This window comes from Zymomonas mobilis subsp. mobilis ATCC 10988 (assembly GCF_000175255.2).
Taxonomy (GTDB): Bacteria; Pseudomonadota; Alphaproteobacteria; order Sphingomonadales; family Sphingomonadaceae; genus Zymomonas; species Zymomonas mobilis.
This window is the reverse complement of record NC_017262.1, coordinates 1,870,734-1,894,426: the sequence shown is the minus strand read 5'-3', so window position 1 is coordinate 1,894,426 and position 23,693 is coordinate 1,870,734. Positions and strand designations below refer to the sequence as shown.

Here is a 23,693-nt window from a genome sequence, read left to right as displayed (position 1 = left end):
ACAGCATGAAGTGTGGTTTTATTTAGGGTTTTTATTTGTAATTTTTCATCATTTTATAAAGTTTATTTAATTTAATAGTATTATTTTCATATTTTTCATTTTTTGAAAATTTATATAATATTCTTTTACATTGTTTTTGTTTTGCATTTTTTAACAAATAGGCATTTTTATCTGTGAATAAAAAATAAGTCGATGCCCTAAGAAAGAGCATCGACTTGGAAATTTTAAAGAAATTGCTTTTCTAGAATAGGCTGTATTGCGCCTTTCTATCATTAAATAGACGTTTTTTAGGTGTCTCGGTCACAAGCATGTCTTTTAAAAGATTGAGAAAAGCGGCAGTGGTCTGTTTTTGATATTCGCCGTAGATAAAGCGTTTTTTAGCATAGCTTAGAAACAGATAATCACGAGCGCGCGTTAAAGCGACATAGAAGAGGCGTTTTTCCTCGGCTATTTCGGTCGGATTATCAGGCTGATGATGCAGGTTAAAATTTTCTTCCTCGAGACCTGTGACAAAAACAGCTGAGAATTCCAGTCCTTTTGATGCGTGCATCGTCATCAGAGAAACTCTGTCGCCTCGTTGATCATGAAAATCGACTTCATTTGCCAAGGCAATCTGCTCCAAGAAAAAAGTATGGCTTTGTTGTCCAGATTTTTCCGCTATGATTTTGAGCCATGAATAGGCTTGTTCCCTGTCTGCCGGAGATAGAACCGCCTCTTCTCCTTGATTTTCCTGTGCTAGTTCAGTGGTGATATTTTTAAGCACGATTAATCGATCTTGAAGTGTTTCTTGCGGGCTTTGTTCAATTTTCTCGATAAAGGCTTTCACTGCGAGATGGCAGGTAATCGGAATGGGGGCTGTTTTACGGAAAGGGATGCCAGCCTGATTGAAGGCTTTCTCAAAAGCTTTGGCTTGAAAATTATGGCGATACAGCACGGAGAAATCTCGAAAACCGAAAGCTGTTTCCTGGCTTTTCGCAGTGTTCTTCCCGTTTTGGGCAGTGAGCATGTCATGGCCGCCCATCAATTCTTCTATCTTTTGGACAACAAAGCGGGCTTCATCCGCCTCATCACTTGCTAGATAAAGTAGAATTTTATCCCCCTGCCCTCGTAACGCCTGCCCCTTGTTCTCTGGCATGATACGATTGGCCGCCGCCACAATATCAGCCATAGAACGGTAATTGCGATTAAGACGACGACAGACAATCTCAGGAAAATCTTGTTGTAAGCGGGTGAAGCATTCGGAATCCGCCCCACGAAAATGATAAATAGCCTGATCGGGATCACCGATCACGGTTAGCTGGGTATTCCTCCCCGTCAGAAGCCAGACAAGGCGATATTGCCAGATGTCGATATCCTGAAATTCGTCTACTGACAGAAAAGAAAAGGCAGTTGCCCATTTTTCTCGCAAAGACGCATTATTTTCCAAACCATTAACGACCTTGATGAGAAGATCATCAAAGTCGAGCCAGTGATTGTCTTGTTTCAGATTTTCAAGGCTTTGACGGAGTATTTCTTCTTCGAGGTCACCGACCTCTCCCGATTTTTTCAGAAGAGAAAAGCGTTCCAATGCTTCATCTGCTCTTTTAGAAGATAGATTAGACATTTCCATGAAGGCTTTTTTCAAACTCTGTGGATCCACGATGCGGAAATCAGCAGCAAGACCAAAAGCCTTGCTATCTTTTTTGAGCATATCGAGAGCCAAAGAATGGAAGCTATGAATAATCGGCGGGCTCTCCGTTTCTGGCAGAAGTTGCTTCACCCTTGCCTTTAATTCGTCAGTGGCTCGTCGTGTAAAAGTGAGAAGCAGACATTTTTCAGCAGGGATAGCCTTTTTCTGTATCAGATGGGCGATGCGCTGGGTCAGCATTTTGGTTTTGCCGGAACCGGGTCCCGCGAGAACCATCAAGGCTTTGTCCGTTATCAAAGCAGCAGCCTTTTGGTCGCTATCCAAAGTCGATAACATCGGATAATTAGGGATATCTCTAGCGAGATCTTCTCGATCGACATTGGGGAGGTTAGGACTGGCTTGAAAGGCGCGATTATCATCCGAAGGTAAGGATGTTTTTGTTATCGGACGGCGTGAAGGCTTGACCATCTCGGTAACCGGAAAAAGCAAGCCGCCCTTGGTCAGTTTTTCCATTTCCTCTTTTTCAAATAAACGAATAACGCCATATTCCCCGTCATATCCGGCCTGACGGATGACTTTGCCCGCCCGCAAACGACGAATAGCCTCTTCCAATAAAGGATGGATGGCCTGCATCTCTTCCAAAGGAACATGGTGCAAAATCGCCATTTCAGAACCTAAGACCCGCAAACTTTCGGTGTAGCGTTCCGCAACTTTGCGACTGGTGGAGCCTACACCCAGCAATTCCCCCAGAATTTCAGGTAATGGAATCAGGCTGCTAACCTCGCCTGCAGTCGCGGGTGGAATGGCTTCTTCGCGGTCAGCTAGCATCTCGACCCGATGGGCAACACCAATCGTAAGAGGTTTGCCACAAACCGGACAGAGGCCATCCAAAGCTAAAGTTTCTTTGGGATTAAGGCGAATATGACAATTACGATGCCCATCGGCATGGTATTTGCCTTCTTCAGGGAAGAATTCAACGGTACCCACATAGCCTTCGCCTGTTTCCAAGGCGTGGCGGAGAGGCTGGAATCCCATTTCGCAGGAAAAAAGCGTGGCCTCTCGTCCCAATTTTGCCGGAGAATGCGCATCAGAACTAGAAATTAGACGATAACGGTCAAGCGATGAAACGCGCCAGTTCATTTCAGGATCAGATGACAGACCGGTTTCGGCGGCGAAAATATGGCTGGCCAAGTCGCCATAACATTCTTCGATAGAATCAAAGCCTGATTTTGATCCCAGCGCAGAAAACCACGGCGTCCAGATATGAGCCGGCGCGAGCCATGAATCTTTTCCAGATTCTAGGGTTATTTCGAGTAAATCCCGTGAATCTAGACCCAGAATTGGACGGCCATCTGAAACAATATTTCCGATCTTTGCCAATTTTTCTGCAAAGCGATCAGCCGCATCAAAGGAAGAATGATACACCAGATGATGCACTTTTCGGGTTTTATCGCCTTTTTTATAAATAGTCGAAATTTCGCCCGAAATAATAAAGCGGACTTCTTTTTGGCAACCAGAAGGCAGTGTTGCCATGAGGGGACGTTCGATTTCAGGCTTGAGGCGAAACAGGCCATTCCCTTCAGCGTAAAGCCTTTCTTTCATTTCCTGCCGCCATGCCGGATAGGTGCAATCCCCCGTTGCAACAAGCTGGATGCCTTTTTCCGCTGAACCTAGGGCGAGATGCTCAAGATCAAGATTACGGCTGGTGGCACGGGCAAAACGGGAATGAACATGGAGATCAGCCCAGAAACGCTTCATTGGAATACCTTGATCAAATTAAAATAGGGAAGACCGACTGTTTTCTATCCCGAAGCGACCTATTTTATAGTGATATTTGAATAAATCTCTTTGGAATAGACGAAATGAAATGGGAAAGACTACTGAGCCACAAGCGGCTATCGGCACCTGATTATCAGCAAAATCAGGATCGCCCTGCTTTTATTCAAGATGCAGACCGGATTACTTTTTCATCCGCTTTCCGGCGGTTGGCGAATAAAACGCAAGTTCATCCGCTTTATGAAAATGACCATATTCATCATCGTCTTATTCATAGCGTTGAAACCGCCAGTGTTGGAAGATCTTTGGGTATAAAAATCGGTCATTGGCTAGAAAATCAAAAGGAAATTACAGAAGGAGAACGCCACACTATTGCTGGGATTGTTCAAGCGGCTTGTCTTGCCCATGATATTGGCAATCCGCCTTTTGGTCATGCCGGAGAAAATGCCATCGGCGCGTGGTTCGCTCAAAAAATGGCAGAATCATCCCCTTTGTTAAAAGCCATTGCGCCTGAAGACAGAGAAGAATTTAAGAGTTTTGACGGCAATGCCCAAGGCTTTCGTTTGCTGACCCAGCTTGAAATGTACCGCTATGAGGGAGGGATGCGCCTGTCTTATGGTGTATTGGGAGCTTTTGTTAAATATCCGGTAACAGCTGATATTCAAAAGCAGGCCTTTACAGATCACCCCTATTGCGGTCTTAAAAAAAGCGGTATTTTTAAAAGTGAATTAGCTCTTTTTGAAGAAGTGGCTGAAGCCCTTGAGCTAAAATCTGAAAAGACGAATGATCGCTGCTGGTGGCGGCGTGATCCGTTAGTTTTTCTGGTCGAAGCCGCAGATGATATTTGCTACAATATCCTTGATCTTGAAGATGCCTATGCTTCAGGCGATTTAGGTAAAGATGAAATTATCCATCTTTTCAAAACAATCGCTCCAGACCTCCTTCCTCCTAAGCAGCCAGATTATAATAACACCGAAGAGATTGCTCATGCTCGGGCTGTTTGTATTGGTAGAGCGATTGATGCCTGTGTCGAAGCGTTTAAAGCCCATTATGATGCATTGATGTCAGGACAATTTTCGACATCCCTGATCGAAGAATCTAGCATCAAAGAGGGTTTTAAGAAAATCAGAAATATAGCGGAAGATCGTTTATTCACATCGCGCAGAAAGACTGAGTTAGAAGTCTATGGCAGAAATGTAATCCACCGAATTTTGAATGGTATTTTGCCTATCCTTGATGATTTGATGCAAAAAAATTGGGATAGTGAAAAACTGGAAGCTTATCATCGACAGTTATGCCGGACAGTCGGGATTGATATAAGAGGCGTCGGAACCCCTTATGAGGCGCTTCATGCTTTAACGGATTGTGTGTCTGGCATGACTGATCGTTATGCCGTTAAAATCGCTAAAAATCTTTCAGGGAATTAAGCTGTTTTATGGCGGAGAGGGTGGGATTCGAACCCACGGTACCCGTAAGGGCACAACGGTTTTCGAGACCGTCCCAATCGACCTCTCTGGCACCTCTCCGCAAATGGCAGCAACCATTATTCTAGTCGATATGAAGCGGGCTAGTAACGCAATTATTCATTTTTGCCAAGGGTAAATGGCAATATCGACCTTAACTTTTTATCTGGAAGGAAGAGAGTTTAGCTTTCTTCTATGGAGAATAGGATTATCTCATCTGTTTCTATTCTTCTGGGATAGTCAAAAAATAGACCTTTCATTCTATTAAGGTAACGCCCTTTTCTTAAGGGGGCATCGTTGCCTGTGGCATTTGCATCAATGCAGGGCGAGCCAACAAAAAACCTTGCATCAAATCAACACCAAGGTCTTGCAAAACTTTAAATTCTTCTATTGTTTCGACGCCTTCGACGACAAAATCGATACCAAGATCGCGACATAGACCTACCATCGCTTTGACAACGGCACGCCGTCTTTTGTCATGTTCGATGCCAACAACATAATGCCGATCGAGCTTGATGATATCGGGATGATAGGCTGTCAAAAGATTAAAATTCGAATAAAGGCCGCCGAAATCATCAAAAGCAACTTTAAAATTTAAATGCTTATAGCGTGAGATAACATGGCGAATATGGTCATATTCGGTGAGATATTCTTTTTCCGACCATTCAAAAATAAGGCGAGCAGGATTGATCCCCAGCTTTTCACAAGTGGATAACGTCTGGCTAAGGCAATATTCGGGATAATAAACGGCATTCGGCATGAAGTTGATACTGATAGCACCATCCCAATTACAAGATAATGCCGATTGCAGAGCTTTATCACGGGCTTTCTGGTCAAAACTATAGCGATTATTTTCATCAATTCGGGAAAGAATGCTGTGAGCCCCCTCGCCCTTTAATCCACGAACTAAGGCTTCTTGCGCGTAAATGTGGCCATTCTTGATATTGACGATGGGCTGGAAAGCAAAAATAAAATTGAAGTCGAAAGGCTGTGGGTCTCGATTGTCGCCGCAAGGTGACGTGCTGTCATACCCTTGTATCGGTTGTTGAATCTGCCCCATCCTCATCGCTCCTTTTTGTACCAAAGCCCAATTGGCTTTTAAGGTAAAAAAGTTACTTACATATTGACGGGACAGATTCTTTCTTAAAATAGCGCTGGATAAAAATCAGATATAATCAAATGATTGACCTTCTTATTGATCAATCAAGTGGCGTTCTTTCACAAAGCTATCAAGATCAACCAGATTGGTCAGTAACGGTTCCAGATGATCAAGCGGCACCGTATTAGGCCCATCCGACAGAGCATTGGCCGGATCAGGATGCGTTTCCAAGAACAATCCGGCAATACCGACAGAAACAGCAGCACGCGCCAGAACAGAAACAAACTGCCGCTCGCCACTGCTCTTATTCCCAAGACCACCCGGGAGTTGGACAGAATGGGTCGCATCAAAAACCAACGGACAGTTGGTTTCCCGCATAATCACCAATCCCCGCATATCGGAAACCAGATTATTATAGCCGAAACAGGCACCGCGCTCTGCAACCATAATAGAAGGGGCAGCGATACCCACTTCGGCAGCGGCGACCCGTGCTTTGGCAACGACATTGGCCATATCGCCCGGAGCCAAGAACTGTCCTTTTTTGATATTAACCGGACGGCCAGAGGCCGCGGCCGCTTCGATCAAGTCAGTTTGACGGACAAGAAAAGCAGGAGTCTGCAAAACATCTACAACTTCGGCAACAGTTTGCACCTGTGAGGCGGTATGCACGTCGGTCAAAACCGGCAGACCAACATCTCGTTGCACTTTTTCAAGAATACGAAGGCCTTCATCTATACCGGGGCCACGGAAAGATTGGCTGGAAGAGCGATTCGCTTTGTCAAAAGAGCTTTTGTAGATCAAAAGAATGCCCAGCTTTTCAGCGATCTTTTTCAACCGCTCGGCTGTTCTTAGGGTCAGATCCTCGGTTTCAATGACACAGGGGCCTGCAATCAAAAATAATTTATGCCCAAGCCCAACCTCCTGACCACAAAGATTAAGGCTCGGATATTGGTTATTTAGTTTGTTAGACATAGCATGTTGCTTTCGCTTATTTTATACCACGCGCCATTAAAGTGGCTTCAATCAGGTCACGATCAACCGGATTGTTCAATTCCCATAATTCAAGATCAGGTTTGTCGATGAGCGGAACCTTAACCGCTATTCCTTCATCCAAAAAGCGTAATTGTTCCAGTCCTTCAATCAATTCCAATTTTGAAGGGGCTCGGGACGCATATTGCCGCAAAGTATCCGGTCTGTAAGCATAAAGGCCGATATGTAAGAAAACAGGTAGATCAGGATCGGCGCGATCTGCCTTGGAAAGATGAGGAATGACTGATTTCGAAAAATACAGCGCTTCACCTTTCTTATTGCGAACCACGGTTGTTCCCCCAACCAAACCTTGCTTCTGGTCATCGAACAACTGAAACCGAACGGTGGGCGAAGTCGTCACGGCAGGAGTCGCAATACCATATTCCGGTGAGTCTTTCATAATATCGATCAGCTTTTCAACAATAAAAGCGGGTGTTAAGGGCGCATCTCCCTGAAAATTGATAATCAGGTCATAGTCATCGCCAAGCTGATCGAGAACAGCTGCACAGCGTTCGGTTCCATTTCGGCAAGATGTCGGGGTCATTAAAGCCTCGCCACCCGCTTTTTGCACAACATCCGCAATACGCTGATCATCTGTTGCAACAACGACACGATCGACACCACGGACGGAAGATGCCGCCATCCAGCTCCGTATAATAAGGGGCTTTTTGTCACCATCTGCCCCCGCCAAGGGCACAAGAGGCTTGCCCGGATAACGGGTTGAGGCGAAACGAGCGGGTATAACAATTGCCACGGCCATGAAAATATTCCTTAAAATGACAACTTTGAATATTGATAATTATTATGCCTTTGGTATAGAGGCGGAACATTCATAATATTATTGTATAAATATTATCTAATTTTTAGAAATTTAGTTTTAAAAACGGGGCCTTTGTAAAGAAAATAATGAGGAGAATTTCTTCGTTACCATCTGTTGCACGATGGCAACATAATCATTGTTTTATAGTATATTTTACTAATCAAGTCTAAAAATAAACAATACAACCCCGATATTATGCAATAATATTTTAAACATGCTATTTACGAAACTATAGGTTAATAGATATCTCGTGAATGGGTGCATTAGCTTATCGTTTTGCTTATGTGTAAAATGATATAGAGACCATGCCGAGTTCGGAAGTGGAGTAATTTATGCGTAAGATAATTTTTGCTGCCGCCGTTGCAACGGCTGCTATTGCGGCGCAGGCACCGGCTCAGGTTATAAATACCCCGACAACCTTTCGTGGTTTCCGTATTGAAGGTGACATCGGATGGGATCGTGCGCGGGCAAATGGCGTCGGCCAGAATAACATGGGCTATGGTGGTACCGCTGGTATCGATGGTCAGATCGGTAAATATTTCGTAGTCGGTGCAGAAGGTACCTATTGGAACCCCAGTAAAATGTGGGGCGACAATAACGGTAACAACATGGCAACCAACGGTAATGGCGGTAGTGTTTCTACCAAAGCTTTCCAGGAGTGGGATGCTTCTATCCGTATGGGTTTCCTCGCACAGCCTGATATCCTGCTTTATGCAGTTGGTGGTTATGCAACGACCCGTGAACGCACCCTTTATACCGGTGTTGGCGGTACTGGCGTTGGCGGTTACCGCAATGTTGGCTGGAGCGATGGTTATTCCGTCGGTGGTGGTGTTGAATATTCCATCAGCAAGATGTTCTTCATGAACGCCCAGTATCGTTACTCTCAGTTCTCTAATCACACCTCCCGCCAGCGTGCTACGCTCGGCTTCGGTGTGCGCTTCAGATAATTTTTCATAAATAAAGCTCCGGTTATCTTTTTAACCGGAGCTTGAATGTTGCTTTATCTTCAAATAATTGTTGCGTCATTACCACATAGGAATGGGCAATATAAGATAGAGCGGTGCATAACATTGGATTTATGTGTAAAATCGTCCATGTCAGCAGAACCGGAGAGTATAAACACAGTAAGTTGGGTCAATAACTAACTTTGTTTAGCACTTTTTTCTTTGTATAAAACTTTTCCGACAGCGACTACGGACGATCAATATTCCCGAAGTCGCATGTGAAATGGAGTATATTGCATGCGTAAGCTTTATCTTGCAGCAACAGCCTTGACCACAGCGGTTGCATCACAGGCATGGGCACAGGATACTGTACCTCAGCCTGCGACCCCTTCCTATGGCGCCCCAGCAGTATCAGACACATCCGCTTCGGATGGTAGCGCACCTGTTCAGGATGCGCCGGTTGTCGCTCAGGATACTGTCGCACAGCCTGCTGTTCAGCCCGTTCCGCTGACCCCAGACCCAAATGAAGTTGCTAACCACAGCGGCATCAAATTCCGCGGTCTGCGTGTTGAAGGTGATATTGGTTGGACTCGTGCCCAAGCAAACCACACCACTGGCCGTAATAACATGGGCTATGGTGGCACGCTCGGTGTTGATGCTGTTGTTGATAACTTCTTCGTTTTCGGCGTTGAAGGCAGCTACTGGAACCCCAGTAAAATGTGGGAAAAGAATGCTGGTAACAACATTGCTCTCGGTAGCCAGGGTAATAATATCGGACAAATTGGTACGGACAGCTATTCTGCCCGCAAAATGTTCCAGGAATGGGATGCAACTTTGCGTATGGGCTTCCTTCCGACCAAAGATCTGTTGATCTATATGGCTGGTGGTTATGCTTCTGGTAAACAGCGGAATGTATCTGTCAATGGTGCCGGGGTGGCTGCTCCAAACAGCAAATATGTCGGTTGGAGCAACGGCTATTCCGTTGGTGGTGGTATCGAATATTCGATCACCAAGAACTTCTTCATGAACGCCCAGTATCGCTGGACGCAGTTCGGTAACCACACGTCTCGTTCGCGTGCAACGCTTGGTTTCGGTTTCCGTTTCCCCTAGGATTCCAGCCTTATAAATCTTGTGATTTAAGGCACAAAATATCTAGGCTATAGATTATATTTGAGGCAGCGCCGGTTCATAACTGGAAGCTGCCTTAAATATTTTTGGAGCAAATTATTTTTATCTTAAGGATGATTGGCTCGATCGTATTTCGATAATGTATTGAGCTTCGAGCATAGAGGATATGGCTTGCCAGTAGGGTGGATTCGTTGGAAATAAAATAGTGGAAAGCTAACAGCTGGCCAACATTGACCCGGTTCGGATCAAGCCATCAGCTTGGACTTCTAACGCACCTGCCCCATAAAATAGTTATTCTTGAGACAAGCAGACGGGCAGACGGGCAGACGGGCAGACGGGCAGACGGGCAGACGGGCAGACGGGCAGACGGGCAGACGGGCAGACGGGCAGACGGGCAGACGGGCAGACGGGCAGACGGGCAGACGGGCAGACGGGCAGACGGGCAGCATTCTTTGTTTTAAGAGGATGTCTAGCCCTATTAGCGATTGATCTCGAATATCTTTGATGACATTTCTAAACCAACAGATATTGATCAAGTATATAAACAATAGATGTAATAAAGTACTTATTTTAATATCATTTTATTATAATTAAATTATTTAAATTTTCTAAAAATTACAATAAATTATTTTTTATATAATTAAGAAGATGCATTTTTCTGTGTTTTTACATCCCTTCAAATTAGGGAATTACTGCATATAGAGATTTTAATTAAATATCTAAAAAATATCATGCCTAAATAAATGATTAAGCATGATATCTTCAGATTTTATTATTGTTATCTTTTATAAGACTTTCACCAAAGCGAAGCCGCCAACCAATAATAATAAGCAGGCGGAAGCAACTAAGGTCAGCCTTTTTTCAATGAATTGTTCAATCGGTTTGCCATAACGGCGTAAAAGCCCTGCGACACAGAAGAAGCGCAATCCGCGACTAACAAAGGCAGCGGCAAGAAAACTCAAAATATTATAATGAGCAAAACCGCTTGCAATCGTGACCAGTTTAAAAGGTATTGGGGTCAATCCCTTTACCAGGATTACGATAGCCCCATATCGGGCATACCAATCCTGAAAGCTATGCGCTTTTCCTTCCAAACCATAAAGATGGATAAGCCAACCGCCAAGGCTATTATAAAGGTAATAGCCTATCGCATAACCAAACAAAGCCCCGACAACAGATGCCAAGGTAGCGAGCCATGCCATCAACCATGCCTTTTCCCGACGAGCTATAACCATAGGCACGAGCATGGCTTCGGTCGGGATAGGAAAGAACGAGGCTTCGGAAAAAGACAGCAGCACGAGCCATAATAAGGCATGCCGATCGGCTGCTCTTCTTAGCGTCCAGTTATAAATCCGACGTAGCATAATCTCTATCTATTCTTTTTTTAATCAAGCTTCACAAGGGTTCCAGCCCCTTGCTCGGTAAAGAGTTCAATCAGAATAGAATGTGGCACGCGACCATCCAGAATAACAGCAGCATCAACACCACTTTTGACGGATTCGATACAGGTTTCCAGTTTAGGGATCATACCGCCTGAAATAACATCCGCCTTCGTTAAGCTATCAATCTGGGAAGGCGTTAATGTCCGTAGAAGTTTCTTATCGGCATCAAGAACGCCTGCAACATCCGTCAATAAGAAGAGGCGTGCAGCTTCCAGACCAGCGGCTAGAGCGCCTGCCATGGTATCCGCATTGATATTATAGGTTTCGCCATCAGCGCCTACCCCGATAGGGGCAACAACCGGAATCATACCGGATTGTGTCAGCGTATCAATAAGGCGACGGTCAACTGAAACGGGACGCCCCACGAAACCAAGATCAATATTTTCGTCTTGCCCGTCAGTAGAATTCTTTCTGGTCTTTTTGACTTTTTCGACTTCGACAAGTTTGGCGTCTTTACCGGAGATACCAACAGCGCGGCCACCAGCGCGGCCAATCCAAGAAACAATATCTTTATTGATAGCGCCTGATAAAACCATCTCGGCAATCTTGGCTGTTTCGTTATCGGTGACTCGTAAACCATCAATAAACTGGCTTTCGACACCTAAAGCCTTCAGCATCTTACCGATTTGGGGCCCGCCCCCATGCACAACAACGGGATGAATACCGATCGCCTTTAAAAGAACGATATCTTCTGCGAAGTCTTGCGCTGCATCGGGATTACCCATGGCATGGCCGCCATATTTGACGACAAAAATCTTACCGGCATATCGCTGAATATAAGGCAACGCTTCGGATAAGGTCTCTGCCTTTTCAAGCAGGATTCTATCGGGGGCATAAGTAGCGGACATGCACAGGCTCCGAAAACAAGAGAATTTTACGTTAACGTCGCTTTTGCGGAAAAAAGCCTGATCCACAAGGGAAAAATAAAAATAACGACGTTTAATTGCCTAATGATGTCTAAAGCTGTAAAATAAAAACCTGTTAGCTATTGCCTTTTCGGGGTTCCCAAAGCTGTTCTTGCTCTAGTTTTTGCCCTAACCATCGAGCCATCACAAAAAGATAGTCAGACAAGCGGTTTACATAGCAACGGATCCCAGCGTTGATCGTAATGTCACTGTCATTCAGTCTGATAAGCGCTCTTTCAGCCCGTCTAGCAATAGCACGCGCAAGATGAAGTTCAGCAATTCCCCCCTGCCCTTGCGGCAAAATAAAACTTTTGAGAGCCGGTAAATCTTGGTTCATCCTGTCTATTTCCAGTTCTAACCTTTCAACTTGAGAAGCTGTGATCCGGAGAGAAGAGGAAATCTTATTTTCAAAAGGCGTCGCTAAATCTGCACCAAGATCGAAAAGATCATTTTGAATAAGGCCTAATCTGTCCTGACAAAAAGGATCAGTTATTTTTGCTAAAGCGACACCGATCGCGGCATTGGTTTCATCAATTTCACCAATGGCGTCTATGAGAGCATGGCTTTTAGAAAGACGGATATCACCGATTATACCAGTTTTACCATCATCCCCGCCGCGAGTATAAATGCGATTCAGAAAGACCATGTCTTACTTTATGAGTGAAAAAAAGATTGTGGTATAGAAACTAATTTTAATCGCTCTGATAAATTCTATTGCAGCGATGATAGCGAAGCTGTCTTCTTGAAAAGAAGAATAATTAATAATAATCAATATCAATGCATATCTTATTGTTTATAGGGTAAAATTTTTTATTTTTTCTACTTATTGTGTTTCTAACCATTAAATAATCTTAATATATTTTTATCGGGAAGCTGAAATTTTTTAAGCATAGCCAGAATGGCGATTCAGAATCTGTCCCTAAATTTCAAAGTAAATAGAATTGATTCTTTCTTATTCAATATTTCAAATGACTTTTTGGTTATTTTATAACCAAAAAATAAATAATTATTATACAATAGAGTAATTCTTACAAAAAAAGCCTTTAAGAAATAATTTAGGATACTTCTAATCGAAAAGACTAACCATTTTTTTGAGGCATAAGGCCAGAAGATGGGTTGTCTCTCTTCGGTAAGCTAGGCAAAGGGATGGTTTATGACCAAGCCGCGCACAATTAATCAGAACCCAGACCTTCGCTATTTTGGTAACCTGCTCGGTCAGGTTATTAAGGAACAAGGCGGAGAGTCTTTATTCAACCAGATCGAGCAAATTCGCTCTGCCGCGATTAGACGCCATCGGGGTATTGTTGACAGCACCGAGCTAAGTTCTCGCTTAGCCGATCTTGACCTTAATGACATGTTCTCTTTTGCACATGCCTTTTTGCTGTTTTCAATGCTGGCCAATTTGGCTGATGATCGTCAGGGAGATGCCCTTGATCCTGATGCCAATATGGCAAGTGCCCTTAAGGACATAAAAGCCAAAGGCGTCAGTCAGCAGGCGATCATTGATATGATCGATAAAGCCTGCATTGTGCCTGTTCTGACAGCACATCCGACCGAAGTGCGTCGGAAAAGTATGCTTGACCATTATAATCGCATTGCAGGTTTAATGCGGTTAAAAGATGCTGGACAAACGGTGACCGAAGATGGTCTTCCGATCGAAGATGCGTTAATCCAGCAAATCACGATATTATGGCAGACTCGTCCGCTCATGCTGCAAAAGCTGACCGTAGCCGATGAAATCGAAACTGCCCTGTCTTTCTTAAGAGAAACTTTTCTGCCTGTTCTGCCCCAGCTTTATGCAGAATGGGAAAAATTGCTTGGTAGTTCTATTCCAAGCTTTATCAGACCTGGTAATTGGATTGGTGGTGACCGTGACGGTAACCCCAATGTCAATGCCGATACGATCATGCTGTCTTTGAAGCGCAGCTCGGAAACGGTATTGACGGATTATCTCAACCGTCTTGATAAACTGCTTTCCAATCTTTCGGTCTCAACCGATATGGTTTCGGTATCCGATGATATTCTACGTCTAGCCGATAAAAGTGGTGACGATGCTGCGATCCGTGCGGATGAACCTTATCGTCGTGCCTTAAATGGTATTTATGACCGTTTAGCCGCTACCTATCGTCAGATCGCCGGTCGCAACCCTTCGCGCCCAGCCTTGCGTTCTGCAGAAGCCTATAAACGGCCTCAAGAATTGCTGGCTGATTTGAAGACCTTGGCCGAAGGCTTGGGTAAATTGGCAGAAGGTAGTTTTAAGGCATTGATCCGTTCGGTTGAAACCTTTGGTTTCCATTTGGCTACCCTCGATCTGCGTCAGAATTCGCAGGTTCATGAAAGAGTTGTCAATGAACTGCTACGGACAGCCGTCGTTGAAGCCGATTATTTATCTCTATCGGAAGAAGATCGCGTTAAGCTGTTAAGAAGGGAATTGTCGCAGCCGCGCACTCTATTCGTTCCGCGCGCCGATTATTCCGAAGAGACGCGTTCTGAACTTGATATTATTCAGGCGGCGGCACGCGCCCATGAAATTTTTGGCCCTGAATCCATTACGACTTATTTGATTTCGAATGGCGAAAGCATTTCCGATATTCTTGAAGTCTATTTACTTTTGAAAGAAGCAGGGCTGTATCAAGGGGGTGCCAAGCCAAAAGCGGCGATTGAAGCTGCGCCTTTATTCGAGACGGTGGCCGATCTTGAAAATGCGCCAAAGGTCATGGAGGAATGGTTCAAGCTGCCTGAAGCGCAAGCCATTGCAAAGGCACATGGCGTTCAGGAAGTGATGGTTGGCTATTCTGACTCCAATAAGGACGGCGGATATCTGACCTCGGTTTGGGGTCTTTATAAGGCTTGCCTCGCTTTGGTGCCGATTTTTGAAAAAGCCGGTGTGCAGATCCAGTTTTTCCATGGACGGGGTGGTTCCGTTGGTCGCGGTGGTGGTTCCAACTTTAATGCCATTCTGTCGCAGCCAGCCGGAGCCGTCAAAGGGCGTATCCGTTATACAGAACAGGGTGAAGTCGTGGCGGCCAAATATGGCACCCATGAAAGCGCTATTGCCCATCTGGATGAGGCCGTAGCGGCGACTTTGATTACGTCTTTGGAAGCACCGACCATTGTCGAGCCAGAGTTTAGTCGTTACCGTAAGGCCTTGGATCAGATCTCAGATTCAGCTTTCCAGACCTATCGCCAATTGGTCTATGGAACGAAGGGCTTCCGCAAATTCTTTAGTGAATTTACGCCTTTGCCAGAAATTGCTCTTTTAAAGATCGGGTCACGCCCACCTAGCCGCAAAAAATCCGACCGGATTGAAGATCTACGCGCTATTCCTTGGGTGTTTAGCTGGTCTCAAGTTCGGGTCATGTTACCCGGTTGGTTCGGTTTCGGTCAGGCTTTATATGACTTTGAAGATACCGAGCTGTTACAGGAAATGGCAAGCCGTTGGCCGTTTTTCCGCACGACTATTCGTAATATGGAACAGGTGATGGCACGTTCCGATATGACGATCGCCAAGCATTATCTGGCCTTGGTTGAGGATCAGACAAATGGTGAGGCTATCTATGATTCTATCGCGGATGGCTGGAATAAAGGTTGTGAAGGTCTGTTAAAGGCAACCCAGCAGAATTGGCTGTTGGAACGCTTTCCGGCGGTTGATAACTCGGTGCAGATGCGTCGGCCTTATCTGGAACCGCTTAATTACTTACAGGTCGAATTGCTGAAGAAATGGCGTGGAGGTGATACCAACCCGCATATCCTCGAATCTATTCAGCTGACAATCAATGCCATTGCGACGGCACTTCGCAACAGCGGTTGATACATCAACCCTATTTTAAAGACAAAAAAACGGCAGAGATTGATTCTCTGCCGTTTTTTCTCGGGTATGTATTCTCTTGGTAATGAATTTTAGCCCGCTGCCTATCCGCTAAGAGCAGAGGAGGCAGGAGAACCGTGGTTCGTTTTAGGCCTCTTCATCATCTGAAATATTGCGAGCAATATTACTGTGACGATAGCCATAGAGAAAATAGACAACCAGTCCGACGACCGTCCAGCCAAAGAACATTTTTAATGTCATTAAAGGCAGACTGACAAAAAGATACAGACAGCCCAAGGCGGCCAGAGGCGCAATCAAATAAATACAAGGCGTTTTGAAAGGCCGATGTCTTTTCGGATCGGTATGACGCAAGACCAAGACAGCAATAGCAACCATAGCAAACGCGAATAACGTGCCTGCATTGGAAATGTCAGCAAGAATACCAACAGGGAAGAAAGCCGAAAAAGTAGCAACGGCCAAGCCGGTCATGACAGTCACGATATAAGGCGTTTTGAAACGGGGATGCACTTTAGCAAAAAATCCCGGTAACAAACCGTCACGGCTCATCACAAAAAAGATGCGGGTCTGACCAAAAATCATCATCAGAATAACGGACGGCAAGGCAAAACCGGCTGCCAACGCAATCAGATTGCCGACTTTATTCCATCCGATTTTACGAAGGCTCCATGCTAAGGCTTCATTAGAGCAGACGACATGGCTGTCTTTCAGAGTAGAACAGGCGGCTGCCATTTCACTACTACCTGCGGGTAACGCATGCTGATGAGCGGCATCAAAAACAGGTTGCGCCCCCACGCCACCAATAACGCCTGCCGAAACCAACATATAAAACAAAGTACAAATAGCAAGTGAGCCGACCAAGCCAATCGGCATATTCCGTTGAGGATCCTTGGTTTCTTCGGCTGCCGTAGAAACAGCATCAAAACCGACATAGGCAAAAAAGATAGAAGCCGCCGCCGCAGATATACCTGAAAAACCCAAAGGTGCGAAAGGATGAAAATTTTCTATCTTCATAGCTGGAATAGCCAAAAAGATAAAAAGAGAAAGTGCCGTTATTTTGATAACAACCAGAATAGCGCTGGCAGTAGCGCTTTCTTTGGTACCACGTATCAATAAAGACATGATTAAAAGAGCAATAAAGGCAGCGGGAAGGTTGATAATACCGCCATTAAAAGGCCCTTTGGTAAAAACAAGGACGGAAGCTGGTAAATGAGAGCCTGTTAGATGCTCAATTAAACCGACAACATAGCCTGACCAACCGACAGAAACCGCACTGGCCGCCACAGCATATTCAAGAATAAGCGCCCAGCCGACCATCCATGCAACAAGTTCGCCCATGACGGCATAGCTATAGGTATAAGCTGACCCTGATACGGGTACCATAGCGGCCATTTCAGCATAGCAAAAAGCTGCCACCCCACAAACGCAGGCAGCAATAATAAAGCTCAACATCATTCCGGGGCCTGCTTTTTGTGCGGCTTCCGCCGTTAACACAAAAATACCGGTACCGATAATAGCGCCAATACCCAGCATAGTTAGCTGAAAAGCGCCTAAAGAACGATGGAGAGATTTCTTTTTAGCTGTTTCTAAAATGGCGTCGAGAGGCTTCACACGCCCGAATATCATTCATTATCCCCCGATAAGAAGCGGTCTGTACCGCACTTTGATTTTATCTATAGATTAACCGTTCCAGGCCAAATTTAATTGATGTTCTCAAATAGTTAGCCCGAACGACCCACCTCGATAGACAATAGAAGGCGTTTCCCGACAGCTGGCAAGAGAAAAAGCGTCTTTTCTGACATAATCTAGTTCTTTTCATCCTCCTGATAGTAAGGAAAGACTATATCCAGCTGATACAATATTATAATATTATTATTACATAAGGCTTATTTTGATTTTGATCAAATAAAATTTAAACCAAAAACGAAATAAGCCTTTTATTGCAAAATATTGCGAATTATGACTGGATGAGCTTGGCACCCAATTCTTTGCCGGATAAAATATGAATATGTAAATGTGGCACCAACTGGTCTGCATCATGGCCACAATTCACAATCAGCCGATAGCCGTTGTTTAAGGCTGGATCGCGGCTGATCTGACCCACTGCCTGCGTTAAAGCAGCAATCTCTGTATCTGAAGCCTTTTCAGAAAAATCATCCCATGAAACATAGCGCCCTTTGGGAATAACCAAGATATGAACAGGCGCCTGAGGATTGATATCATGAAAGGCCAATACTTGGTCGTTTTCAAAGACCTTTTTGCAAGGGATTTCACCGCGAATAATGCGGGCAAAGATATTGTTATCATCATAGGGTTGATGAATATCGACAGTCATTATTCGTTCCTTTCAGATAAAAGAAATTTTTAAAAATATTGATAATAAATTTCTTAAAAAAGGTCTTAATTCTTATTCTGATTATACAAAAGAATATAAATAAAGCCGATCTTGGGAAGACCGGCTTTATTCGCTATTCTATTATTTAGGATTTTGGTCGTGCCGCTTTTTCAGCATGACCGGAGACGCCTTCACGTCGTCTTAATTCCGAAAAGACATTTTCAAAGCTGCTACCACGGTCAGCTAATAAAACAGCTAGATGAAAAATGAGATCAGCCGCTTCACTCTCCAGTGATTTTTTATCTTGAGCCAAGGCCGCAATAACAGTTTCTACGGCTTCTTCGCCGACTTTCTGGGCGATATGGGCAGTGCCACGATGAAAGAGAGAAGAAACATAGGAATCTTCTGGAGAGGCTTTGCGCCGTTCAGCAATAACGGATTCGATATAGGCTAATGTTTCTTCAGACATAACATTTTTGTCTTTCTTTATCCCCTGCCCTTTTTGAACAGGCTATTTTAAAAAACGGGAAGTAACCTTGTTAAGAGTAACCCACCTTAAACGTGGATTAATCGGTTATTCGGGCGGATGCCGCACGGTTAATCCAGCCTTTGCCAAGGCTTCATGGGCTTCTGCCAAGCTATATTGGCCAAAATGAAAAATAGAGGCAGCGAGCAACGCGCTGGCATGACCTTTGGTCACCCCTTCGACCATATGATCGAGATTCCCAACCCCACCACTGGCAATAACAGGAACGGGCACGGAATCAGCAACCAGACGCGTTAATTCCAGATCATAGCCGTCTCTGGTCCCGTCCTTATCCATGGAAGTCAGAAGGATTTCACCTGCTCCCAAACGCGTCAAATTAAGGGCATGATCGAGCGCGTTGATACCCGTCGGACGACGACCGCCATGGGTATAGACTTCCCAATGATCGCCATTACGACGAGCATCAATGGCAGCAACCACACATTGCGCCCCGAAACGGTCAGCAATCTCTGCGACCAATTCTGGTCGAGTGACAGCAGCGGAATTAACGGCGACTTTGTCAGCTCCAGCTAATAGCAAAGCACGAGCATCTTCAACCTGACGCACGCCGCCGCCAACTGTGAGGGGCATAAAACAGACTTCAGCCGTACGAGCGACGACATCCAGCATAGTGCCGCGCCCTTCATGGCTGGCCGAAATGTCCAGAAAGCATAATTCGTCAGCCCCAGCAGCATCATAGACTTTGGCTTGCTCGACTGGATCGCCTGCATCCATTAAATCGGTAAAATTAACGCCTTTCACGACCCGCCCATCGGCAACATCCAGACAAGGGATAATTCGGGTACAAAGGGTCATGCGCTAGCTCCTCCTTGGCGGGCAATAGCTAAAGCCGCTTTCAGATCAAGTGAGCCGTCATAAATAGCTCGACCACAGATAACACCTTCGATGCCGTCTTTTGTATGGCGTGCCAGCAATTCGATATCACCAATATCTTTGACCCCACCGCTGGCAATAACCGGAATGTCCGTTGCGGCGGCCAAAGCTAAGGTGGCCTCGCTGTTACAGCCCTTTTTTAAGCCATCCCGACCCACATCCGTGTAAAGTAATGCAACGACACCTGCGTCAGCAAAACGTTCAGCCATATCAGTGACAGAAATTTCTGACTGCTCTGCCCAACCTTTGGTAGTGACCATACCATCACGTGCATCGACCGCGACCACGATCTGTCCCGGATATTTTTGGGCGGCTTCCTTCACTAGATCAGGGTTTTCAAAAGCCGCTGTCCCAATGACAACGCGGCTGATGCCCCGAGAAAGCCAGCCATCAATCGCGTTCATATCCCGAATACCACCGCCAAGTTCGATAGTGCCGGGAAAGGCCTTTACAATAGCGTCAACCGCCGCCGCGTTCATGGCATGGCCGGCAAAAGCACCGTCAAGATCAACTACATGCAAATAACGGGCACCCGCCTCATAAAATTGGCGGGCGCGAGCGGCTGGATCATCATCATAAATGGTAGCACGATCCATATCGCCTTCGGACAGGCGAACAACATGACCTTCTTTCAGATCAATGGCAGGAAAAATAATCAGTGAATCCGTCATGGATTTCTCCAATATCCGTTCTTTTATGTTCTTTTGATGGGGGGACATAAAAGATAAAGGGGGAAGCCAGACAGTATCATCTATCTGGCAAGATGTGCGTTCTATTAGGGATTCCAGTCCAGAAAACGGGACAGAAACTCTAGACCATAGCTCTGGCTTTTTTCAGGGTGGAATTGGACACCCATAATATTATCCCGTCCGACTGCGGCCGTCACAAGACCGCCATGTTCAGTTGTCGCTAATAAGGTCGATTCGTCTTCTGGCACAAAAGCGTAGCTATGCAGAAAATAGGCTTCACCCGCCCGAAGAAGAGGATGCGAATCTGTGGTCAGCCCAATCTGGTTCCATCCCATATGAGGCACCTTACAAGAAGGATCATTCGGGCGGAGTGGTGTTACCTTGCCTTTGATCCAACCCAAACCTTGATGGACACCATATTCTTCACCTTGGTCAGCGAGAAGCTGCATGCCGACGCAGATACCCAAAAAAGGCCGTCCTTTTTCAAGAACAGCCTTTTCCAAAGCGGGCACCATATCAGGAATAGCCTTTAACGCCTGCATACAGGAAGCGAAGGCACCTACCCCCGGCAAAACAACACGGTCTGCCTGAAGAACCTCATCGGGATTGGCGGTAACAACTAGATTTTCGCGAGCTAATCCCGATGCCAATAATGCATTGGCAACTGAACGGAGATTACCCGCACCGTAATCAATAAGAGCGACTGTTGAAGATGCCTGATTTTTCACGTTACAAACTACCCTTTGTCGAAGGTATTTGGCCTTGCTTCCCTGCATCAATAGCAACGGCCTGACGTAAAGCCAGAGCCAAGGCTTTGAACAGGCTTTCGGCAATATGATGGTTATTGCGCCCGTAAAGCGTTTCAACATGAAGGGTAAGTCCTGCCCCTTGAGCAAAACTTAGAAACCAATGTTCCAGCATTTCGGTATCAAGATCACCCAAACGTGGTTGAGTGAAAGCGGAGTGCCAAACCAGATAAGGGCGGCCAGAAATATCAATGGCAACCCGACTCAAGGCTTCATCCATAGGTGCATAGGCGTGAGAAAAGCGAGTAATGCCCGCTTTGTCACCCAAAGCCTGCTGAACAGCCTGCCCGAGAGCAAGTGCACAATCTTCTATAGTATGATGGGGATCAATATGTAGATCGCCTTTGACGGTCACATCGCAATCAATAAGTGAGTGGCGAAAAAGCTGATCTAACATATGATCAAAGAAACCAATGCCAGTTTTGACATTATATTGCCCATGTCCATCCAGATTAAGGTGGATATGAACATCGGTTTCGGCGGTTTGACGATGGATTGAGGCTATACGCTGCATAAAATCGCTATAGCCTACCCGCGCTTTCATGCAAATATACTCAATCCCATCTTGACCGATAGCTTTGACACGTCCACCTAAGGCTTTATGAATGAGGAAAGCTTTGACAGTCTGATTCCGTATGATGAGATCGTCCAAGAAGCCCTGCGCGCTGTTGTTGGTCGCGTTTTAGGGACAGTACAGGCAGAGGGCGGCCTCCCCGGAGATCATCATTTCTATATCACCTTTAAAACACAGGCATCCGGTGTTTCTGTACCGCCGCATCTGTTAGCCCGATTCCCTGAAGAAATGACGATTGTCATTCAGAATCGCTTTTGGGATTTGGTCGTAGAATCCGATCATTTTAGTATCGGTCTTTCTTTTGGTGGTATCCCGTCCAATCTGGTTATCCCCTATTCCGCGATCACCAATTTCGTCGATCCTTCGGTTCACTTTGCCTTGCAATTTGAAGCCCAGTTCGAAGAAGTCGTTGATTCGGAAGAGAATGAACCGGAGCCGGAAAAACGGCCATTGCCTGAAGCCAAACCTATCGAAGAAGGGTCGAATGTCGTTTCGGTTGATTTCAGCCGTAAAAAATAGATTTTACTGTCTATCGAATATCGCTATCCTGTGTTTGGTCGTAAGACAGGCCAAAAAAGCAGGATAGCCCCAGAGAAAGAACCGAATTTTTATAAAAATTCGGTCATTTTAAATTTTACGGCTCTTTTTAGAGTTTTCTGCGTTCTTCAAAAAACCGATGATGTAGAAAAGGCGCTTGCCGGTCGGGTTATTATTGTAATTTCATTCAGGGAATGAGAAGGCATGGTTTCAAGGATTGTCGAGACGTTGGTGCAGGCTGAGATCAATCGCGCCGACCAAGGTGACAGTCTGAAGAATCTGGTAGCAGGGGCTTTGGTTGTTGGCGCTATTCGCCGTTTGGGGCCTGTTGGCCTTATTCTTGGCACCGGATATGTTCTAGGGAAAGCCTATATCCGGCGGCGGGCTTTGGAACGAATAGAACAGAAAAAATGGCTGGAAGCACATCCCGAACAAGAAACAGAAATCTACGCTGAAACAGCAGGCATGTTACCTCATCAGCCAGAGACACCACTTGATTTTCAGTCGAAGAAAAAGGCTTCAGTCAAAAATAACCCCGCATAACAAAAGAAATTTTGTCATGCGGGATAAAATTTAATCTGAATATCCAGCAAAAAAGCTGGATTTAGCTAAGATCAGGCTGATTTCTGAGCGCGTTCGATCGCTTCGACGATGATTTTACGAGCATCGGCAGAACTGCCCCAACCTTCGATCTTGACCCATTTTTTAGATTCAAGGTCTTTATAATGTTCGAAGAAATGACCGATCTGATCGGTGATAATCGCAGGTAAATCGCTGGCTTCTTTGACAGAAGAATAAAGCGGGATGATGTCGTCAACAGGAACCGTCAACAATTTTTCATCTTCGCCTTTTTCATCCTTCATCCGCAAAACAGCGATAGGACGGACGCTGACAACACTACCCGGAACGAAAGGCGTCGGGGCAAGAACCAAAGCATCCAGAGGATCGCCATCATCTGACAAAGTATGCGGAACAAAGCCGTAATTGGCCGGATAACGCATAGGCGTATGCAATAAACGGTCAACAAACAAGGCACCGGATTTTTTGTCAAATTCGTATTTCACCGGTTCGCCGCCCTGCGGTACTTCGATGATAACATTCAGCGTTTCGGGCGCATTATCGCCTGTGGGAATAAGATTGATATCCATAATAAAATTGCGATAATGCGGGCTTGTTTTTATCACAAGCCTCTTTTTCTGTCTTTTGAGGAAGAAAAAAGTCTTTTTGGATGAAAAGGCAACAGATGATCTTTCTGCATCAGCTGCGCATACAA

General features: G+C 45.3%; 22 protein-coding genes and 1 tRNA gene. 6 read left to right on the top strand and 17 right to left on the bottom strand.

Annotation, left to right across the window (positions count from 1 at the left end; genetic code table 11):
* Window positions 1–241 precede the first annotated feature (241 nt).
* A complete protein-coding gene (locus ZMOB_RS08520; RefSeq protein WP_014501178.1) occupies window positions 242–3,385 on the bottom strand; it encodes a UvrD-helicase domain-containing protein in 3,144 nt (1,047 codons plus the stop codon).
* 104 nt (window positions 3,386–3,489) lie between these two features.
* Here ZMOB_RS08520 and dgt point away from each other — a divergent pair, with 104 nt between their 5' ends.
* Entirely contained in the window at window positions 3,490–4,830 is a 1,341-nt protein-coding gene (gene dgt, locus ZMOB_RS08515; RefSeq protein WP_014501177.1) for a dGTP triphosphohydrolase, read from the top strand.
* Between the two features lie 9 nt (window positions 4,831–4,839).
* On the opposite strand, the gene ZMOB_RS08510 is transcribed toward dgt, so the two are convergent.
* From ZMOB_RS08510 to kdsB, 4 genes are all read right to left on the bottom strand, one after another.
* Window positions 4,840–4,929, bottom strand: a tRNA-Ser gene (locus tag ZMOB_RS08510).
* Between the two features lie 220 nt (window positions 4,930–5,149).
* Window positions 5,150–5,926, bottom strand: coding sequence for an EAL domain-containing protein (locus ZMOB_RS08505; protein WP_011241261.1), 777 nt, complete (start codon window positions 5,924–5,926; stop codon window positions 5,150–5,152).
* A 132-nt stretch (window positions 5,927–6,058) separates the two neighbouring features.
* Window positions 6,059–6,937 (bottom strand): 3-deoxy-8-phosphooctulonate synthase, encoded by an 879-nt coding sequence (gene kdsA, locus ZMOB_RS08500; protein ID WP_011241262.1) that lies wholly within the window; start codon window positions 6,935–6,937, stop codon window positions 6,059–6,061.
* Window positions 6,938–6,953: 16 nt separating this feature from the next.
* Window positions 6,954–7,754 (bottom strand): 3-deoxy-manno-octulosonate cytidylyltransferase, encoded by an 801-nt coding sequence (kdsB, locus tag ZMOB_RS08495; RefSeq protein WP_014501176.1) that lies wholly within the window; start codon window positions 7,752–7,754, stop codon window positions 6,954–6,956.
* A gap of 392 nt (window positions 7,755–8,146) precedes the next feature.
* On the opposite strand from kdsB, the gene ZMOB_RS08490 reads away from it, so the two are divergent.
* Window positions 8,147–8,761: an outer membrane protein gene (locus ZMOB_RS08490; protein ID WP_014501175.1), complete on the top strand. Its 615-nt coding sequence runs from the start codon at window positions 8,147–8,149 to the stop codon at window positions 8,759–8,761.
* A gap of 294 nt (window positions 8,762–9,055) precedes the next feature.
* On the top strand, window positions 9,056–9,868 hold the full coding sequence (locus ZMOB_RS08485) for an outer membrane protein (protein WP_014501174.1): 813 nt from the start codon (window positions 9,056–9,058) through the stop codon (window positions 9,866–9,868).
* A 284-nt stretch (window positions 9,869–10,152) separates the two neighbouring features.
* On the opposite strand, the gene ZMOB_RS09970 is transcribed toward ZMOB_RS08485, so the two are convergent.
* The 4 genes from ZMOB_RS09970 to ZMOB_RS08465 form a co-directional block, all read right to left on the bottom strand.
* Window positions 10,153–10,335: a hypothetical protein gene (locus ZMOB_RS09970; protein ID WP_080558562.1), complete on the bottom strand. Its 183-nt coding sequence runs from the start codon at window positions 10,333–10,335 to the stop codon at window positions 10,153–10,155.
* Window positions 10,336–10,671: 336 nt separating this feature from the next.
* Window positions 10,672–11,250: a YqaA family protein gene (locus ZMOB_RS08475; protein WP_014501173.1), complete on the bottom strand. Its 579-nt coding sequence runs from the start codon at window positions 11,248–11,250 to the stop codon at window positions 10,672–10,674.
* A 20-nt stretch (window positions 11,251–11,270) separates the two neighbouring features.
* Entirely contained in the window at window positions 11,271–12,176 is a 906-nt protein-coding gene (gene argB, locus ZMOB_RS08470; RefSeq protein WP_014501172.1) for an acetylglutamate kinase, read from the bottom strand.
* Between the two features lie 133 nt (window positions 12,177–12,309).
* Complete coding sequence (locus ZMOB_RS08465) at window positions 12,310–12,879, bottom strand: cob(I)yrinic acid a,c-diamide adenosyltransferase (RefSeq protein WP_011241268.1); 570 nt, start codon at window positions 12,877–12,879, stop codon at window positions 12,310–12,312.
* Window positions 12,880–13,386: 507 nt separating this feature from the next.
* Here ZMOB_RS08465 and ppc point away from each other — a divergent pair.
* The gene (gene ppc, locus ZMOB_RS08460; RefSeq protein ID WP_014501171.1) at window positions 13,387–16,044 is read left to right on the top strand and encodes a phosphoenolpyruvate carboxylase; all 2,658 of its coding nucleotides are present in this window, start codon (window positions 13,387–13,389) and stop codon (window positions 16,042–16,044) included.
* A gap of 144 nt (window positions 16,045–16,188) precedes the next feature.
* Here ppc and ZMOB_RS08455 read toward each other — a convergent pair whose 3' ends face one another.
* The 7 genes from ZMOB_RS08455 to hisB form a co-directional block, all read right to left on the bottom strand.
* Window positions 16,189–17,685, bottom strand: a complete 1,497-nt coding sequence (locus ZMOB_RS08455) for an amino acid permease (protein ID WP_014501170.1) — start codon at window positions 17,683–17,685, stop codon at window positions 16,189–16,191.
* 331 nt (window positions 17,686–18,016) lie between these two features.
* Window positions 18,017–18,394: a histidine triad nucleotide-binding protein gene (locus ZMOB_RS08450; protein WP_014501169.1), complete on the bottom strand. Its 378-nt coding sequence runs from the start codon at window positions 18,392–18,394 to the stop codon at window positions 18,017–18,019.
* Between the two features lie 145 nt (window positions 18,395–18,539).
* On the bottom strand, window positions 18,540–18,863 hold the full coding sequence (locus ZMOB_RS08445; RefSeq protein WP_011241272.1) for a phosphoribosyl-ATP diphosphatase: 324 nt from the start codon (window positions 18,861–18,863) through the stop codon (window positions 18,540–18,542).
* 105 nt (window positions 18,864–18,968) lie between these two features.
* On the bottom strand, window positions 18,969–19,736 hold the full coding sequence (gene hisF, locus ZMOB_RS08440; protein ID WP_014501168.1) for an imidazole glycerol phosphate synthase subunit HisF: 768 nt from the start codon (window positions 19,734–19,736) through the stop codon (window positions 18,969–18,971).
* Window positions 19,733–20,485, bottom strand: a complete 753-nt coding sequence (gene hisA / locus ZMOB_RS08435) for a 1-(5-phosphoribosyl)-5-[(5-phosphoribosylamino)methylideneamino]imidazole-4-carboxamide isomerase (protein WP_011241274.1) — start codon at window positions 20,483–20,485, stop codon at window positions 19,733–19,735. Before hisA ends, hisF begins: the two co-directional genes overlap by 4 nt.
* Window positions 20,486–20,589: 104 nt before the next feature.
* On the bottom strand, window positions 20,590–21,231 hold the full coding sequence (gene hisH / locus ZMOB_RS08430) for an imidazole glycerol phosphate synthase subunit HisH (RefSeq protein WP_011241275.1): 642 nt from the start codon (window positions 21,229–21,231) through the stop codon (window positions 20,590–20,592).
* Between the two features lies 1 nt (window position 21,232).
* Complete coding sequence (hisB, locus tag ZMOB_RS08425) at window positions 21,233–21,823, bottom strand: imidazoleglycerol-phosphate dehydratase HisB (protein WP_014501167.1); 591 nt, start codon at window positions 21,821–21,823, stop codon at window positions 21,233–21,235.
* Between the two features lie 87 nt (window positions 21,824–21,910).
* Between hisB and ZMOB_RS08420 the strand changes: the two genes are divergently transcribed.
* The gene (locus tag ZMOB_RS08420; protein WP_011241277.1) at window positions 21,911–22,402 is read left to right on the top strand and encodes an SspB family protein; all 492 of its coding nucleotides are present in this window, start codon (window positions 21,911–21,913) and stop codon (window positions 22,400–22,402) included.
* 222 nt (window positions 22,403–22,624) lie between these two features.
* The gene (locus tag ZMOB_RS08410) at window positions 22,625–22,963 is read left to right on the top strand and encodes a hypothetical protein (RefSeq protein ID WP_014501166.1); all 339 of its coding nucleotides are present in this window, start codon (window positions 22,625–22,627) and stop codon (window positions 22,961–22,963) included.
* Between the two features lie 71 nt (window positions 22,964–23,034).
* On the opposite strand, the gene ppa is transcribed toward ZMOB_RS08410, so the two are convergent.
* The gene (ppa, locus tag ZMOB_RS08405) at window positions 23,035–23,568 is read right to left on the bottom strand and encodes an inorganic diphosphatase (RefSeq protein WP_011241279.1); all 534 of its coding nucleotides are present in this window, start codon (window positions 23,566–23,568) and stop codon (window positions 23,035–23,037) included.
* Between the last annotated feature and the right edge of the window lie 125 nt (window positions 23,569–23,693).

Coding starts and splice junctions, on each gene's coding strand:
- ZMOB_RS09970 (WP_080558562.1), bottom strand. CDS start 10,335: ATGCTGCCCGTCTGCCCGTCTGCCCGTCTGCCCGTCTGCCCGTCTGCC.
- ZMOB_RS08410 (WP_014501166.1), top strand. CDS start 22,625: ATGGTTTCAAGGATTGTCGAGACGTTGGTGCAGGCTGAGATCAATCGC.
- ZMOB_RS08465 (WP_011241268.1), bottom strand. CDS start 12,879: ATGGTCTTTCTGAATCGCATTTATACTCGCGGCGGGGATGATGGTAAA.
- ZMOB_RS08485 (WP_014501174.1), top strand. CDS start 9,056: ATGCGTAAGCTTTATCTTGCAGCAACAGCCTTGACCACAGCGGTTGCA.
- kdsB (WP_014501176.1), bottom strand. CDS start 7,754: ATGGCCGTGGCAATTGTTATACCCGCTCGTTTCGCCTCAACCCGTTAT.
- ZMOB_RS08445 (WP_011241272.1), bottom strand. CDS start 18,863: ATGTCTGAAGAAACATTAGCCTATATCGAATCCGTTATTGCTGAACGG.
- ZMOB_RS08455 (WP_014501170.1), bottom strand. CDS start 17,685: ATGATATTCGGGCGTGTGAAGCCTCTCGACGCCATTTTAGAAACAGCT.
- ppa (WP_011241279.1), bottom strand. CDS start 23,568: ATGGATATCAATCTTATTCCCACAGGCGATAATGCGCCCGAAACGCTG.
- kdsA (WP_011241262.1), bottom strand. CDS start 6,937: ATGTCTAACAAACTAAATAACCAATATCCGAGCCTTAATCTTTGTGGT.
- dgt (WP_014501177.1), top strand. CDS start 3,490: ATGAAATGGGAAAGACTACTGAGCCACAAGCGGCTATCGGCACCTGAT.
- ppc (WP_014501171.1), top strand. CDS start 13,387: ATGACCAAGCCGCGCACAATTAATCAGAACCCAGACCTTCGCTATTTT.
- argB (WP_014501172.1), bottom strand. CDS start 12,176: ATGTCCGCTACTTATGCCCCCGATAGAATCCTGCTTGAAAAGGCAGAG.
- ZMOB_RS08420 (WP_011241277.1), top strand. CDS start 21,911: ATGAATGAGGAAAGCTTTGACAGTCTGATTCCGTATGATGAGATCGTC.
- hisB (WP_014501167.1), bottom strand. CDS start 21,823: ATGCAGCGTATAGCCTCAATCCATCGTCAAACCGCCGAAACCGATGTT.
- ZMOB_RS08450 (WP_014501169.1), bottom strand. CDS start 18,394: ATGACTGTCGATATTCATCAACCCTATGATGATAACAATATCTTTGCC.
- hisF (WP_014501168.1), bottom strand. CDS start 19,736: ATGACCCTTTGTACCCGAATTATCCCTTGTCTGGATGTTGCCGATGGG.
- ZMOB_RS08505 (WP_011241261.1), bottom strand. CDS start 5,926: ATGGGGCAGATTCAACAACCGATACAAGGGTATGACAGCACGTCACCT.
- ZMOB_RS08520 (WP_014501178.1), bottom strand. CDS start 3,385: ATGAAGCGTTTCTGGGCTGATCTCCATGTTCATTCCCGTTTTGCCCGT.
- hisA (WP_011241274.1), bottom strand. CDS start 20,485: ATGACGGATTCACTGATTATTTTTCCTGCCATTGATCTGAAAGAAGGT.
- ZMOB_RS08490 (WP_014501175.1), top strand. CDS start 8,147: ATGCGTAAGATAATTTTTGCTGCCGCCGTTGCAACGGCTGCTATTGCG.
- ZMOB_RS08475 (WP_014501173.1), bottom strand. CDS start 11,250: ATGCTACGTCGGATTTATAACTGGACGCTAAGAAGAGCAGCCGATCGG.